We start from the raw sequence: 15,415 nt of genomic DNA, 5'->3' as shown, positions 1-15,415 counted from the left end.
CACCGCGTTCCCGCGCCTGGCGGCGCTGGCCGAACGCACCTGGACAAACCAGGCCGACTGGCAGGATTTCCTCGCCCGCATGCCGGCGCAGATGGCACGCTTCAAGGGTGACGGTGTCAACGCCGCCGATACCGCATTCGGCGTGGCGTTCGAAGCATCGGCCAACGGCGACAAGGCGATGGTGAAGTTGTCCACGCAGACGGGCCTGGGCAGCATCCATTACACGATCGACGGCAGCACACCCGTGGCGACTTCGCCAACCTACACGGCGCCGATCGACGTGCCGTTGCCCACCACGATCACGGCGACGGCGTTCGCAGGTAACCAGGCGCTGGCCCAGCCGCGCAGCCAGCTAGTGGACGCCGCCTCGCTTCTGCGCCGTGACAGCACGGCGCTTGAGCTATGCACCGACTCCGATGGCTCGCGGCAGGAAGCGGCCTTGCCGGTGGATGGCCCGCGCCGCACGCATTTCGTCGACATCATGAATACGTGCTGGCGCTGGAAGGGCGTCGACCTCACCGGTGTGCGCCACATCGCTATCGACGTGGACCGACTGCCGTGGAACTTCGCCCTGGCGCACGAGATCACGGGCGTCGTGGCGCGACCGATGCATGGCAAGGTGGGCGAGGTTGAGGTTCACCTGGACAGCTGCGAAGGCCAGCCCGAGGCTTCCCTGGACCTTGCCCCGGCCCGCAATGGCAAAGTGACTCTCGTGGGCATACTGGAAACTGAAGGTACACACGACCTGTGCATCGTGATCACCGGCAAGCCCGGCCCCACCTTCTGGGTACTGGGCAGCGTGCAATTGCAACGCTAACGCGGTTGTCTAGTCCGGTCGCCCGGCGCGTGCACGCATGCGCCGGGAGATCCAGCCCATGCCTATCAGCAGGGAATAGACCAGGCCCGGCAGCGCGAAGGTCCAGCCGGGTGCATCGTTTGGGAGCGATAGCGCCACGATCGCCGACAACGCACCGACGCCCGCGGGGATCAGCCACAACACTGCACGCAGGCGTGGTACGAAATCGTCCTCGCCGTGGACCGAAGCCACTTGGGCCGCGTGGCGGAACAACCATGCCAGTGTCCCGGACATGCAGAAGTAGCTGAAGCCGAAGATGGCGAACAGCGATTTCACCTCCGCCGCGCTGTGCAAGCCGAAGTCGCTGGACAAGTACCCGCCGGAAAGCACGTTGAACAGGCTCGCGTACACCATGTGCAGCGGGTAAACCACGATCAGCGCGAAGAACACCAGCAGCAACGACAGCAACAGCCCCGTGCGCGTGGCACGCGTGCAGTGCGTGCGCCATTGCACGTGGCCATGCCAGAACCGCGCCATCTGCGCGAAGCAGGCTGCCGCTGCCGGGACGTCGCACAACAGGTGCACCATCCTGTCTACGTCTTTAGGAATTTCCGCGCCGCCGATGGCCAGCAGGGTGAGTGTGAAGGCGAAGGCGCCATCGACGAAGATATCCAGGCGGCCGGCTTCCAGGCCCTCGCGGTGCACCGTCACGCTCATGGTTTTTCCCCGCGGCGCGAACGGGCGCCGCCTGCCGGCATCTTGTCAGCCGGCGGCGGCCCCGGCAACCGCGGTCGTGGACATGGCGCGTGGCGCGCGTGGATCACGCGTGAGGGCGAAGCGGGCCTGTTGCTCCTGCGCAGGAACCAGGGCCGCGAGCGTGGCGAACTTGCCCGCCACCATCGAGGCCACAGGCACGCCATCGACGTAGACCACGCGGCTGCCCAGGGTGGCCGGCACCTTGCTACCCGCCAGCAGGCTGCCCACGAGGTTCAGTGGATCGCAGCCGGAGACACACACATGCTCGCCGTCGTGTGCCCGTGTACGAACCTGCCGAAGCGCAGCCAGGGCATCGGGCAAGGCGAACTGTTCGCCCACCATGCCCTCGATGAAGCGGCCGCCGCGGATCTCCCCGCGCGCCTCCAGCCGCTGGTACACGCGACGCAACTCCCGCCACGGCGGCAACCACGGCGCCTCGCGTTCGAGCAACCGCCACGCCACCACGCCATAGCGGCGAAGCAGGGTGCGCGCCACGTGTTCAAGCGCATCGGCGTCGTCGCGTTTCTCGCGGGCTTGCCGCGCCAGCGACCAGCGGCCGGAATCCTCGATGCCGCTAAGCGCGTGGCGGCGTACGCGGCGATGACGCCCGTCACGCTTGGCCGCCGGCAGCAACAGCGCGCGAAGGCCGGCGAAACTGTCGGCCGTGATACGGCCGGCAGCCACCAGTTCACCTAAAGCGTCTTCCAGCTCCGTGCGCAAAAGGTGCGTATATGAGGTGAGTTCGTCGAAGAACAGCGCACCTTCGTCGCGCAGTGCGTCGGCCACGGCCTGCGCGCGCGATCCCAGCTCGACTTCGTGGGCGGGCGGTGCCAGTGCACGCCACATACTCAGCTGGCGGCGGGGCAGCAGCACGATGGGCGTGGCCCGCACCGGGCCGGCGCCGGCGCCGCTGCCGGGGCGCAAACGGCCCCAGGTGACGCGGCCGGCACGGCAGAGATCGTCCAGCCAGCCGATGCCGTAGTCCTCGACCCGGCCAGGCAGGATTTCCGCTTCCCACGCGCCCGCGGCTGCCTCGAAGCCTTCCAACTGGGCGATCACGCCAGCCAGTGCATCGGGGCCGCTGACACGCGAGTGCGCGCCCATGTGCTGCCAATCGATCAGGAAGCGCATGAAGTCGCGCGGCGCCACCGGTTCGATTTCGCGGCGCAGGCGGCCGATGGTGTAGCGGTGGATGCGCGCCAGCAGGTGGCGTTCGCACCACTGCTCACCGTCGATGGCCACGCTGAAACGCCCGCGCATCACATAGCCTTCCTGCTGCAGGCGGGACAGCGCGATGGTGATGTCGCCTTCGTCCACAGCCAGCACGGCGGCGAGGTTCGCTTCGGTCACCGGGCCCACGCAGGCAAGGCGCGAACGCAGCAGTTCCACGGCCGCGTCTTCGGGCGACCAGTCGCGGATGAACTCCGCCGGTGCCTCGATGGCCGGCGACATGGCGGCATCGGCATGCAGCGCGCGCCAGGTGGGCAGGCGCTCGGCGGTTACCCACACGGAGCCGCCGGCAAGCTCAAGGCGAGTGGCGCGGGCGTCGCGGGCGAGCTGCCCCAGCAAGTCGCGCCACGACGGATCGATCTCCGCCTCGGCGATACCGCCCATCAGGGTGAGTGCTTCGTGCATCTCGTCGGCGTCGCGCGCCTCGGGCCACGCCTCTTCGCGCACCGCCCCGATGGCCGATTCGTCCAGCCGGCCGAGGTCGTCCGGGCCCTGCACGTCGCTCCAGCGACGCGACTGCACGGCCTGCGTGCGGCGCTCCTCCAGCGGGGCATCGTCAAGGAAGGCATAGGGCGATGCGCCCAGCACTTCGGCAGCAAGCGGCGAGGGCGCGGCCAGGTCGCGGCAGGCGATGGAGACTTCACCGGCTTCCATGCGGCGCAACAGCGCCAGCCAGCCTTCGGTGTCCATGGCCTCGTGCAGGCAGTCGTCCAGCGTCTGCGCCACCAGCGGGTGGTCGGGTACTTCGCGTTCGCCCACGAGGTTCTCGGCACAGGCGACCTGGTCGGGGAACACCGTGGCGAGGAAATCCTCGCTCTTCATGCGTTGCAGCTGCGGCGGGGTTTTCTTGCCGCCGATAAAACGCGGCAGGGCCAGCGAGGTCACCGCGTTCCAGCGCCAGCGCACGCCAAACAGCGGTGCATCCAGCAACGCCTGCACCAGCACATGCTCGGCGCTGGCCGAATGCAGGTAGTGGGTCACTTCCTCCAGCGCGAAACTGTGGCTGGTGGACAGCGAAAGCACGATGGCGTCTTCCGTGGCCGCCGCCTGCAGTTCGAAATTGAACTTGCGGCAGAAGCGTTTGCGCAGCGCCAGGCCCCAGGCGCGGTTGACCCGGCTGCCATGGGGTGTGTGGATGACCAGCTGCGTGCCGCCGGATTCATCGAAGAACCGCTCCATGACCATTTGCGATTGCGTGGGCAGCACGCCGCCCAGCGCCGCGGAGGCGCGGGCCAGGTATTCGACGATCTGTTCGGCTGCCGGCCGCACGATGCCTACCTCGTCGACAAGCCATGCCAGCGCTTGAGGACCGCCGCCATCGGTGAGCCTGGCAGCGATTTCCCCGCGCAGGCGCGATACGCCAGCGGACAATTCATCGCTACGGCCCGGCGCTTCGCCCAGCCAGAAGGGAATATTCGGCGGCACGCCCTTGGCGTCTTCCACGCGAATCCGGTCGCGTTCCACGCGCAGGATGCGATAGGAGGTATTGCCCAGCTGGAAGACGTCGCCGGCCAGGCTCTCCACGGCAAAATCTTCGTTCACCGATCCGATGGTGATGGATGCAGGCTCCAGCACCACCGCGTAGTCGGCCATGTCGGGGATGGTGCCGCCGGACATCACGGCGGTCATCTTCGCGCCGCGGCGCGCGCGCAGCCGCTTGTGCACGGCGTCGCGGTGGATATACGCCCCGCGCGGGCCCATGCGCGTGGTGAAGCCTTCGGCAAGCATGCGCACGATGTCGTCGAAGGATGCGCGCGTGAGGTCGTGGTAGGGCCACGCGCGGCGGAGGATGTCGTAGAGGGCGTCTTCATCCCATTCGTCCACCGCCACTTCGGCCACGATCTGCTGGGCCAGCACATCCAGCGGGCCGTGGGGAATAGTGAGCGTGTCCAGCTCGCCGCGGCGCACGCAGTCGAGCAGGGCTGCGCATTCGACCAGGTCGTCACGCGAGGTCGGGAACAGCCGCGCCTTCGGCGTGCCGTCCACGGCGTGGCCGGCGCGGCCGCTGCGCTGCAGGAAGGATGCAATCGAGCGTGGCGAGGCGAGTTGGCACACCAGGTCCACGTCGCCGATGTCGATGCCAAGCTCCAGCGAGGCGGTGGCCACCAGCACGCGCAGGGCGCCCGACTTCAGCCGTTGCTCGGCATCCAGGCGTTGCTCGCGCGACAGGCTGCCGTGATGCGCGGCTACCGCTTCCTTGCCCAATCGTTCGGAAAGGTGCTTCGTGGCGCGCTCGGCCATGCGGCGCGTGTTGACGAACACCAGGGTGGTGCGGTGCTGTTCGACAAGGTTGTGCAGGCGGTTGTAGACCAGCTCCCAGGTGTCATTGGACATCACCGCTTCCAGCGGCACGGGCGGAACCTCAAGCCCGAGGTCGCGTTCGCGCACGTGGCCGATATCGACGATGTGGCAGTCTTCGCCGCGGTCGCCCACCAGGAACCGCGCCACCTTTTCGATCGGCTTCTGCGTGGCGGAGAGCCCGATGCGAAGCAGGCGCCGTTGGCACAGCGACTGCAGCCGTTCGAGGCTGAGCGCCAGGTGGCTGCCGCGCTTGCTGTTGGCAATGGCATGGATTTCATCCACGATCACCGTGTGCACGTCGCCCAGCATGGCGCGCCCGGAATCCGAACCGAGCAACACATACAGCGACTCGGGTGTCGTCACCAGGATGTGCGGCCGTGTGCGGCGCATGCGGTTGCGCTCGGCCGTGGGTGTATCGCCGGTGCGTACCGCGGTGCGGATATCGACGTCCGGCAGGCCAAGCCTGGCCAGTTCGCGCCGGATGCCCTCCAGGGGCAATTCCAGGTTGATATGCACGTCGTTGGACAACGCCTTCAGCGGCGACACATAGACGATGGTCGTCTTGTCGGGCAGGCCGCCTTCGGTCAGGCCCTGGCGCACGAGCTCATCGATCGCGGCCAGGAAAGCGGTGAGCGTCTTGCCCGAACCGGTGGGCGCTGCCACCAGCGTATGCCGGCCCTCGCGGATGGCCGGCCACGCGGCCGCCTGCGCGGCGGTCGGGCGCGGGAACGCGCCTTCGAACCAGGCGGCGACGGCGGGGTGGAATGCGCGGAGCGACATGGATTAAATGGTGGGGTCAGATCCGGCAAAATCCTACACCTGCCCTTGCCAAGTAAGCGTTACGCAAGCAATCTCCCTTGGTTCTACCCTGAAGGAAATGGCCATGCCCCGTCGTCGCCTGCTCGTGCTCGCCCTGCTCGCCGCCACTTCGGTCCATGCCGCCGACAAGCCCCGGCCCTGGATGAACACCAAGCTCTCGCCCGACAAGCGCGCCGATCTCGTCGTGGCGCAGCTCACGCAGGACGAAAAAATCCGCCTGATCCGCTCCGACTTCGGTGACAACGAAAAGGGCAAACCACAGAAGCCGGCAGGCGCGCTCGGTTCGGCCGGGTACACCCCGGCGATCGAGCGGCTGGGTATTCCCGCCGTGCAGGAAACCGACGCGGGCCTGGGCGTGCGCAGCCCGGGCCTTACCGGCAAGGGCAGTACCGCGCTTCCGGCGGGCCTGGCGGTGGCTGCCACGTTCGATCCGTCCATCGCCTATGCCGGAGGCGCCATGATCGGCAGCCAGGCCCGGCGCAAGGGTTTCAATGGCCTTCTGGCAGGTGGCATCAATCTGGTACGTGACCCGCGCAACGGCCGCAACTTCGAATATGCCGGCGAAGACCCGATCCTTGCCGGCACCATCGTGGGTAACGCGATCAAGGGCATCCAGTCCCAGCACATCATTTCCACCATCAAGCACTACGCCATCAACGCGCTGGAAACCGGCCGCAACACGCTAAGCGCCGACATTGACGAAACCGCGCTTCGCGAATCGGACCTGCTTGCCTTCGAAATCGCCATCGGCATCGGCCAGCCAGGTTCCGTGATGTGCTCCTACAACCGCATCAACACGGTCTATGCCTGCGAGCACCCATGGCTGCTCAATACCGTGCTGAAGCAGGATTGGGGCTACAAGGGTTATGTGATGAGCGACTGGGGCGGCGTGCATAGCTCGGCGGCGGCGGCCAATGCCGGCCTGGACCAGGAATCGGCCGGCAACGTGTTCGACGACCAGGTGTACTTCGATGCCCCGCTGCGCAAGGACCTTGCCGACGGCAAGGTTCCGCAGGCGCGCATCGACGACATGGTTCACCGCATCGTGCGCAGCATGTTCGCCAGCGGCATCATCGACCATCCGGTGAAAGCCGCGCCGATCAACTTCAATGCCGATGCCGTTGTCGCGCGCAAGGCTGCGGAGGCAGGCTCGGTATTGCTGCGCAATGAAAACAACCTGCTTCCCCTGGCCGCCAGCGTGAAGAGCGTGGCCGTGATCGGCGGCCATGCCGACAAGGGTGTGATTACCGGCGGCGGTTCATCCTCGGTCGAACCGCCGGAAGGCAATGCGGTTCCGGGCCTTGAGCCTACCGAGTGGCCCGGTCCCGTGCGCTACCAGCCGTCCGCACCGCTGGCCGCGATCAACGCGCAGACCGGCGGTAAGGCGAAGTATGCCGACGGCACCGACATTGCCGCGGCGGCCAGGCTTGCCGCCGAGAGCGAAGTGGCCGTGGTGTTCGTGCAGCAGTGGACGGCCGAGTCGTTCGATCCGGCCACCATGGCGCTCGATGGCAACCAGGATGCCCTGGTAGCTGCCGTCGCCGGGGCCAACCCGAAGACCATCGTGGTCATCCAGAATAACGGTCCGGTGAAGATGCCGTGGCTTTCCAGTGTGGGCGCCGTACTCGATGTCTGGTATGCCGGCGCCCGCGGTGGCGAGGCGATCGGCAACCTGCTGTTCGGCAAGGTTGCGCCGTCCGGCCGCCTGCCGGTGACCTGGCCGAAGGACGAATCGCAGCTGCCGCGCCCGGTGATCGTGGGCGGGGGCTTCCCTAGCGGCAAGCCCGCGGACAAGGTGGACTACAACATCGAGGGTGCCGACATCGGCTACCGCTGGTTCCAGAAGAAAAACCTTACGCCGCTCTTCCCGTTCGGCTATGGCCTCACCTATACGTCCTTCGACTATTCGACCTTCAAGGTGAACCAGGCCAACGGCGAGGTGACGGTGGATGTCACGGTGAAGAACACTGGCAAGCGCGCAGGCATCGACACCCCGCAGGTGTATGTCACCCATCCCGACGGCGCGCCACGCCGCCTGGCCGGCTGGGCCCGCGTGCCCCTGCAGCCGGGCCAGAGCCGCACCGTGCACATCAAGCTCAACCCGCACGCGCTGGCGCGGTACCAGGACGGCTGGAAAGTGGCTGCAGGCTCGTACACGTTCCAGCTGGGAACGTCCGCTATCACCTTCGCCGGCAACGCCGAGGCCACGATACCGGCCTTCGCAGTCAAGCAGTAGTTGGTAGCCTTGACGCCACGTCCTATTCCCCGGGCGTGGCGCCAACTGCCACGGTAGTCACCGGCATCGAAGGCGCCCGCTGCACGTCATGGACACAATGTTTGCGAGCCAGAGCACATGGGGGCAGATGAGAATGCGACATGCCGCGCAATGCATTGCCCTCGCGGCCATGGTCCTTGCCATGCCTGCCATGGCCGATCCACCTGACTTCGATCGTCCCGGTGCCGGTTTTGCCACCAGCGTGCTGCCGGCCGGAGGCGTTGCGCTGGAGCAGGGCCTACCCGACTGGTCACGCCAGCCCGGTGACAGCGGCGCCTTGCAGGGTAAGTACACGGCCGACAGCCTGTTTCGCGTGGGCCTCGGCGGCCCGGTGGAGCTGCAATTGGGCGGATCGCTGTGGAACCACCTCTACGGCGACGGTGAGCGACGCACGGGCCACGGCGACAGCAGCGTGGCGATGAAAGTTGCGCCAAGCACGAACGACGACTTCAGCTACGCCTTGCTCGGCCAGATGTCGTTCGACAACGGCACGCATGACATCGGCAATGGCGCGCGGCAGTACACGCTGGGTACCACGCTGGGATGGAAGCTGCAGGGTGACCGGCAAGTCACCCTGTTCGCCAACCTCGACCGCCTGCAAGGCAGCAGCACCTGGACGCTCGCGCCGGTCTACACCGTGCCGCTCAGCGAGAACCTGCAGGGTTATCTCGAAGCCGACCTGATCCACGATGGGCAGGCAGGCAATGAAGACCTCGCCGGCGGCGGCCTTGCATTGAAGCTTGGCGACCGCGCCCAGGCCGACACCTTCGTGCTGCATCGCTTGGGCCCACGCGGCGCACAATGGGAGGCCGGACTCGGCATTTCCGTGTACTTCGGCCGCCTATAGGTATGATGCGGGCCCCGCGCCGCAAGAAGTGCCGGCGATGCCGAACACATCGAGGGCAACTCGGACAAGATCAAGGGATGGGTGCTTAAGACGACCTACCTGCGTAAATCATGAATGACGGACAAAAGAACATGGCCCACACGCTCACGCGCGGGGCCATGATGGGCCATCCTTAGCTTGCGATGGACTTGCGTCCACCGTAACGCGGCCCGGCACGAAGCCGACGCAGCGCTGGCACCGATGAAGGGGGGGCTCGACCATTTGCACGATGTGCGGGTGACGGCATCCTGCCGTTCAGGTCGGTCATCGATGTTTCCGTACGCCGGGAAAGCTTTTCGGCTTCTTCGGCGGCGGAGCCATAGTGCGAAAATGCCGCTGCTACTGATATAGGAAAATGCTCAAAGTTTGTGCGCGCTTTGCCAGGACTTGAGTCAGCTTTCGCCGATTCGCACACTCTGCGGACTGGCCACGATGGCGAACCGGGCGATGTAGTTGGCCATGTCAACGAGGCCTGCTTCCTCCTGATCACCCCTGAGCATGGCGATATAGCCGTCCGGTCGCACCAGGCACACGGTGCCGGCCGGTATCCCCGCCGCCCGCGCCTGCGCGGCGTGGACATACCCATGCAGGGGCAGGCCGGTGTTGTAGGCCAGGCGCCGCACGCCGGGCCCGGGCTCGCCGTACACGTGCAGTTGCCAGTCGCGCGAGGTAAGCGGCGCGAAATTGTCCGCCTCGCCCACGGGGAGCCACGGCAGGCGATCGCCGCCGCGAAGCTTGCCTGCGCGTCCGGTCGAGAGCGCGCTGTCGCGGTAGGCGATCCGTACCTGCGACACCACGCGGAAGGCGAGCCGCGGGGCTCCCTTGAATGCCGCGACGGCAGGTAACACATGCGGGAGCAGGCGGGTGCGCCACAGCCGGCCCATTGAGCCGTCCGAAGCTATCAGGCGGAAGGCGCGGTCGGTGCTCTTGAGCAACTCGCGGGCAAAACCCATGCGCTCGGTGGCGTAGGTGGCCAGGATCGATGCATCGGCGCGCCGGTGCAGCACCGAGGCCAGCTTCCAGCCCAGGTTGATGGCGTCGCCGATCCCAGTATTCATCCCCTGGCCGCCCGCGGGGCTGTGGATATGCGCCGCATCGCCGGCCAGGTACACCCGGCCGCTAGCAAACGATGTGGCCATGCGGTGATGCGAGCGATAAGTGGAAAACCAGTTCACCTCTTTCACTTTCAACCCGGTGGTCTGCTCAACTTCGTCGCGCACCTGGTCGAAGGTGAAATGCTCTCCGCGTCCCTGGCTATCCTGCACCACGCCGATCAGGCGATAGGCGCCGGTGCGACGCACCGGCAAGACCAGGCAAAATCCTTCGGCGTTCAAGCACACGCTTACACCCTGGTCGGCCGCCGTACCCTCCACCATGGCATCGGCCACATAGAACGTCTGGTCGTAGGTGCCGCCAGCGAATTCCAGGCCCAGGGCGTGCCTTACACGGCTGCCGGCGCCATCACAGCCGCATAGGTAGTCCACCTCCACGCGCTCGGCGCCGCTGGCACTGTCCAGGCGCACGTTCACCGACGTGGCCGTCTGGTCCAGGCCCACTACCTGCGTGCCGCGCTCAATGGCGACGCCGGCGGCCAGCAGGGCTTTCTCCAGCAGACGCTCGTGGTCGTCCTGGGGGTAGGCCAGGACGAACGGAAAAGGCGAGATGCCCTCGCCGCCACCACCGATCGCCAGCCGGGCCCTTTCGATGCCATTGGCGCGCACCGCCAGGTGGTCGATCTGGACGCCTCCGGCCACGACCGCCTGGGCCAGCCCGAGTTGATCGTAGAGTTCGAGCGTACGTGCATGCACGGCCACCGCACGCGAGGCCTCGCCGGCAGCCATCCGTGGATCGACGATGCGCACGCGTACGCCGGCCCGGGCCAGCCACAAGGCCAGCACCATGCCGGTGGGCCCCGCTCCGGCGATCAACACCTGCGTATCGTTCATGCACCCGTCCGTTGGCCTGCCATCGATGGTGGCGGCCGCGTTGTATGACCCGCGTGTAGGGACATCGCGCCCGCTGATGCCCGCTCGATTGTGCCCTTGCAGCGGGCCTTCGCAAACCGGGGGTAGTAAAGTAGGCAGGTTACGGTGCCCCCAAGCCCAGGAGTCGATCCATGCCAGACGCCGCCCGTCGCCCCCGCGACAAGCGCTACGCCTCCGCTGCCCAGGCCCTCGAGGGTGTGGTGGCCAACAACCAGGTGATCGCCGTCGGCGGCTTTGGCCTGTGTGGTATCCCGGAACTGCTGATCACAGCCCTGCGCGATTCCGGCGTCACCGGCCTCACCGCCGTGTCGAACAATGCAGGCATCGACGGCGTCGGGCTTGGATTGCTGCTGCAGACGCGGCAGATCAGGAAGATGGTTTCGTCGTACGTGGGCGAGAACAAGGAATTCGAGCGACAGTACCTGGCCGGCGAACTGGAGGTGGAATTCACCCCGCAGGGCACGCTGGCCGAAAAGCTACGGGCAGGAGGCGCCGGTATTCCCGCCTTCTTCACCCGTACCGGCTATGGCACCCAGGTGGCGGAAGGCAAGGAAACGCGCGAGTTCGACGGCCACATGTACGTGATGGAACGGTCCATCGTCGCCGACGTGGCGCTGGTGAAGGCATGGAAGGCGGACCCTTCGGGCAACCTGGTGTTCCGCAAGACGGCCCGTAACTTCAATCCAATGGCGGCTACCGCGGGCAAGGTATGCATTGCCGAGGTCGAGGAAATCGTCGCCATCGGCGATATCGATCCCGACCAGGTGCACACGCCTGGCATCTACGTCGACCGCATCGTGCACAACCCCGCGCCGTCCAGGCGCATCGAGCAGCGCACCGTGCGCGCCAAGGGAGAATGACCATGGCCTGGAACCGCGACCAGATGGCCCAGCGCGCCGCGCAGGAACTCAACGACGGCGACTACGTGAACCTGGGGATCGGCCTGCCTACGCTGGTGGCCAATCACCTGCCAGAGGGCGTGGACGTGTGGCTGCAGTCGGAAAACGGCCTGCTCGGCATCGGCCCGTTTCCCACCGACGACGAAGTGGACGCTGATCTGATCAACGCCGGCAAGCAGACGGTCACCGCCCGCCAGGGCGCGTCGTATTTTTCCAGCGCCGATTCCTTCGCCATGATCCGCGGCGGCCACATCGACATTTCCATCCTCGGCGCCATGCAGGTGACCGACAAGGGCGACATCGCCAACTGGATGGTGCCCGGCAAGATGGTCAAGGGCATGGGCGGGGCGATGGACCTGGTGGCCGGGGTGAAGCGCGTGGTGGTGGTGATGGAGCACACCGCGAAGGACGGCACGCCGAAGATCATCCCCGAATGCAGCCTGCCCCTCACCGGAACCGGGGTGGTGAACCGCATCATCACCGATCTATGCGTGTTCGACGTCACCGAATCAGGCCTGAAGCTGGTGGAACTGGCCCCTGGCGTGGACGAGGCCGCCCTGCGGGGCGCCACCGGATGCCCCTTCACGGCGTGACCGAACGCCGCATCCGGTCGTCACGGACGGCATGGAATAATTCCGACCTGAAGCCAGTACCGAGTCTTATGTTCAAGCGCCACCTCCATCGCCGCATTGCCGCCTGGCTGGCCCTGCTGGCCGTCGGGCTGATGGTGGCCGCGCCCGGGATCTCGCAGGTGCTGCGGTCCCGCACCGGTTTTGTCGAACTTGGCGCCTGGTGCGAAGGGCGCGCGGGACTCGTAACCCGCGCTGCGCCGCCGGCCGTCGACTTCGGTGGCTTGCCGGGCATGACCGGCTCATCCGTGCACTCGGCGACGGCCGGCATGGACCCCGGCCCACCGGATGATATGGGCGGCATGTCCATGGATGCCTGCGGCTACTGCAGCCTGTTTTGCCACGCCCCCACGGTACCGGCGACCGTGGCGTTCATGCCCATGCTGGTGCCGGCCACGACGGTTCTTCCCGCTGAGGTTCCAGCCTCGCCGCTGCCCATGCCGCCACGCACGCCGGTGGCCGAGCCGCGAGGCCCCCCTGTTTTCCCGATGACCTGAGTACTGCCTGCCTGGCGTGCGCGCCAGCGGGCCACTTAAGCATTTTCGGGAATACCACCATGTATCTGTTCTTGCCCGGGCGGCGCACTGTTGCGCCGCTGGCGTTCGCCATCGCCATGGCGCTGTGCGCAGTCGCACATGCCGGCGACGATGCCGACGGCAGCACGCCCCAGCGCGCCAAGGCGCTGGAAGGCGTGAAAGTGTCGGCGGCTGACACCAGCACTACCGATCCGAACCTTCCGGCCGTGGTGGAGAGCGTCGACGCCAAAGCGTTGTCCCTGCGCAACGTCGTCAATGCCGAGGATGCGCTGAAATACATGCCGGCCTTCGGCATCCGAAAGCGCTTCATCGGCGATGAAAACTCCACGTTCTCGGTACGTGGCACCAGCAATACGCAAAGCGCCAGGGGTCTGGTGTACCTCGATGGCCTGTTGCTTTCCAATCTGCTGGGGAACAACTTCTCCAACCCGCCGCGCTGGTCCATGGCGTTTCCCGACAACCTCGAGCGCGTCGAGGTGATCTACGGCGCGTACTCGGCGTTGTATCCGGGCAACAGCATCGGTGCCACGGTGCTGATGACCACGCGCATGCCCGATAGCCTTGAGCTGTCCGCGCAGTCGCAGTTCTTTACCCAGCATGTAAACGAGTACGGCGTCGACCGCAACTACGGTGGCCGGCGGCTCTCGGCCACGATCGGCGACCGCGTGGGGAATCTATCCTTCCTGCTGGATGTGGCGAGCCTGCAGTCGAACGGGCAGCCACTGGTGTTCGCCACGCAGAACCTGTCCACTACGCCGGCCAATGCCGCGGCCGTGCCGGTCACCGGCGCCATCGTCGACCGTGGTCCGAATGGCCAGCCGCGCATCGTGAGCGGTATCAATGCCGAAGGGCAGGAAGCCACGCGCCAGCACGAAGCGAACCTGAAGCTTACCTATGACATCACGCCGGACCTGCGTGCGGGCCTTACCGTGGGCTACTGGTGGCAGGACATGGCGCACCGCACGGAAAGTTTCCTGCGTGATGCGCAAGGCAGGCCGGTTTACGCAGGTGTGGTATCCATCGATGGCAGGCAGTACACCTTGCCGGCCGGTTTCTTCGCACCCAGTACGCGCGAAAGCGCCAATACCCTGTATGGCCTGTCACTGGGCACGCACCGCGATAGCGGCTGGAATATCGAAGGCCAGGCCAGCTACTTCGACATGAGCCGCAACCGCGACCGCGTCGCCACCAGCGCATTGACCGAAGACGGGCCGGGCCAACTCACCGCCGGCGATGGCTCGCGCTGGCGCAGCCTGGACCTGCGCGCCAGCCGCCGGCCCGACGTGGGGGCACCCGGCACGCACTGGTTGAGCTTCGGCTATCACTACGATGGCTATGCCTTGGCCACCCAGGCCTACGCGCTGGACACCTGGCTCCACGGCGACGCGGGTGCGCCGCTGTCGGGTACCGGCGGCAGCACGCAGACGCAAGCGGTGTATTTGCAGGATGCCTGGCAGCTGGCCGGTGCCTGGCAGTTCACGGCTGGCGCCCGTTATGAACAGTGGCGCGCGTTCGCAGGTTATCGGAGTGCGGGTGCGGCATCCATCGGTTACGGCGAGCGCAAGGAACAGCATGCCTCGCCCAAGGCCGCGCTGTCGTGGCGCGCCGCCGATGATATCGACGTGCGGCTGTCGGTGGCACGGGCCTACCGTTTTCCCACCGTCAGCGAATTGTTCCAGGGCACGTTCAATGGCCTCGCGCTGGTCAACAACAATCCCAATCTGAAGCCCGAGAACGACCTTTCCCGCGAACTCACCACCACCTGGACACGCGAACACGGCGTGGTGCGCTTTACCGTGTATCGCAGCGACACGCGCGATGCGCTCTTCAGCCAGACCAATACCACGGTATTCCCCACGGTGACCAACGTGCAGAACGTGGGCCGCGTGCGTACGCGCGGCGCCGAGGCGTCATACGACGGCAGCGGCGTGTGGTTCGACGCGCTGGATCTGTCGGCCAACATCGCCTATACGCAGGCCACCACGGTTGAGAACCGGCTGAACCCGGCTTCGGTGGGCAAGCAGTTCTACCGCATCCCGTTGTGGCGTTCGAATGTGGTGGCGACCTGGCATACCAGTGCCAACACGGCCGTCACGCTGGCCGGCCGATATTCGGGCAGGCAGTACAACAGCCTGGATGAAAGCGACACCAACCCCGATACCTTCGGCGGCACCAGCAAGTTCCTGACCTTCGACGGCCGGGTGACCTGGAAGCCCAATCCGCACATGGATATTGCCCTGGGCGTGGATAACCTCACCAACCGGCGTTACTTCGTGTACTACCCGTATCCTTCGCGCACGTAC

General features: G+C 66.4%; 10 protein-coding genes and 1 pseudogene. 8 read left to right on the top strand and 3 right to left on the bottom strand.

Translation table 11 applies throughout. The features are described 5' to 3' along the window. The coding region (locus tag VK519_RS11330; protein ID WP_324349866.1) for a chitobiase/beta-hexosaminidase C-terminal domain-containing protein at positions 1-817 on the top strand (817 nt) is incomplete at its 5' end. 9 nt (positions 818-826) lie between these two features. On the opposite strand, the gene VK519_RS11325 is transcribed toward VK519_RS11330, so the two are convergent. Together VK519_RS11325 and VK519_RS11320 are read right to left on the bottom strand one after the other, a co-directional pair. Then, the gene (locus VK519_RS11325; protein WP_324349865.1) at positions 827-1,513 is read right to left on the bottom strand and encodes a TMEM175 family protein; all 687 of its coding nucleotides are present in this window, start codon (positions 1,511-1,513) and stop codon (positions 827-829) included. 45 nt (positions 1,514-1,558) lie between these two features. After that, entirely contained in the window at positions 1,559-5,863 is a 4,305-nt protein-coding gene (locus VK519_RS11320) for a DEAD/DEAH box helicase (protein WP_324349863.1), read from the bottom strand. 97 nt (positions 5,864-5,960) lie between these two features. Between VK519_RS11320 and VK519_RS11315 the strand changes: the two genes are divergently transcribed. The 3 genes and pseudogenes from VK519_RS11315 to VK519_RS11305 all read left to right on the top strand — a co-directional run. Beyond that, complete coding sequence (locus VK519_RS11315; protein WP_414692742.1) at positions 5,961-8,138, top strand: beta-glucosidase family protein; 2,178 nt, start codon at positions 5,961-5,963, stop codon at positions 8,136-8,138. A 181-nt stretch (positions 8,139-8,319) separates the two neighbouring features. Then, on the top strand, positions 8,320-9,024 hold the full coding sequence (locus tag VK519_RS11310) for a transporter (RefSeq protein WP_324349859.1): 705 nt from the start codon (positions 8,320-8,322) through the stop codon (positions 9,022-9,024). 36 nt (positions 9,025-9,060) lie between these two features. Further along, positions 9,061-9,138, top strand: a pseudogene (locus VK519_RS11305) (alkylphosphonate utilization protein); the annotation flags it as partial. A 317-nt stretch (positions 9,139-9,455) separates the two neighbouring features. Here VK519_RS11305 and VK519_RS11300 read toward each other — a convergent pair. Continuing rightward, positions 9,456-11,009 (bottom strand): FAD-dependent monooxygenase, encoded by a 1,554-nt coding sequence (locus VK519_RS11300; protein ID WP_324349857.1) that lies wholly within the window; start codon positions 11,007-11,009, stop codon positions 9,456-9,458. A 170-nt stretch (positions 11,010-11,179) separates the two neighbouring features. Here VK519_RS11300 and VK519_RS11295 point away from each other — a divergent pair, with 170 nt between their 5' ends. From VK519_RS11295 to VK519_RS11280, 4 genes are all read left to right on the top strand, one after another. Continuing rightward, positions 11,180-11,908: a CoA transferase subunit A gene (locus tag VK519_RS11295; protein WP_324349855.1), complete on the top strand. Its 729-nt coding sequence runs from the start codon at positions 11,180-11,182 to the stop codon at positions 11,906-11,908. Between the two features lie 2 nt (positions 11,909-11,910). Next, entirely contained in the window at positions 11,911-12,540 is a 630-nt protein-coding gene (locus VK519_RS11290) for a 3-oxoacid CoA-transferase subunit B (RefSeq protein ID WP_324349853.1), read from the top strand. A 68-nt stretch (positions 12,541-12,608) separates the two neighbouring features. Further along, positions 12,609-13,073 carry a DUF2946 domain-containing protein gene (locus VK519_RS11285; RefSeq protein WP_324349852.1) on the top strand — a complete coding sequence of 155 codons (465 nt, stop codon included), beginning with the start codon at positions 12,609-12,611 and terminating at the stop codon, positions 13,071-13,073. A 59-nt stretch (positions 13,074-13,132) separates the two neighbouring features. Beyond that, positions 13,133-15,415 (top strand): TonB-dependent receptor (locus VK519_RS11280; RefSeq protein WP_324349850.1); only part of this gene is annotated, 2,283 nt, incomplete at its 3' end.

The sequence above is a fragment of the Pinirhizobacter sp. genome (assembly GCF_035317885.1).
Taxonomy (GTDB): Bacteria; Pseudomonadota; Gammaproteobacteria; order Xanthomonadales; family Rhodanobacteraceae; genus Pinirhizobacter.
This window is presented reverse-complemented; position numbering and strand designations above follow the sequence as displayed.

Coding starts and splice junctions, on each gene's coding strand:
- VK519_RS11290 (WP_324349853.1), top strand. CDS start 11,911: ATGGCCTGGAACCGCGACCAGATGGCCCAGCGCGCCGCGCAGGAACTC.
- VK519_RS11310 (WP_324349859.1), top strand. CDS start 8,320: ATGCCTGCCATGGCCGATCCACCTGACTTCGATCGTCCCGGTGCCGGT.
- VK519_RS11315 (WP_414692742.1), top strand. CDS start 5,961: ATGGCCATGCCCCGTCGTCGCCTGCTCGTGCTCGCCCTGCTCGCCGCC.
- VK519_RS11300 (WP_324349857.1), bottom strand. CDS start 11,009: ATGAACGATACGCAGGTGTTGATCGCCGGAGCGGGGCCCACCGGCATG.
- VK519_RS11320 (WP_324349863.1), bottom strand. CDS start 5,863: ATGTCGCTCCGCGCATTCCACCCCGCCGTCGCCGCCTGGTTCGAAGGC.
- VK519_RS11325 (WP_324349865.1), bottom strand. CDS start 1,513: ATGAGCGTGACGGTGCACCGCGAGGGCCTGGAAGCCGGCCGCCTGGAT.
- VK519_RS11285 (WP_324349852.1), top strand. CDS start 12,609: ATGTTCAAGCGCCACCTCCATCGCCGCATTGCCGCCTGGCTGGCCCTG.
- VK519_RS11295 (WP_324349855.1), top strand. CDS start 11,180: ATGCCAGACGCCGCCCGTCGCCCCCGCGACAAGCGCTACGCCTCCGCT.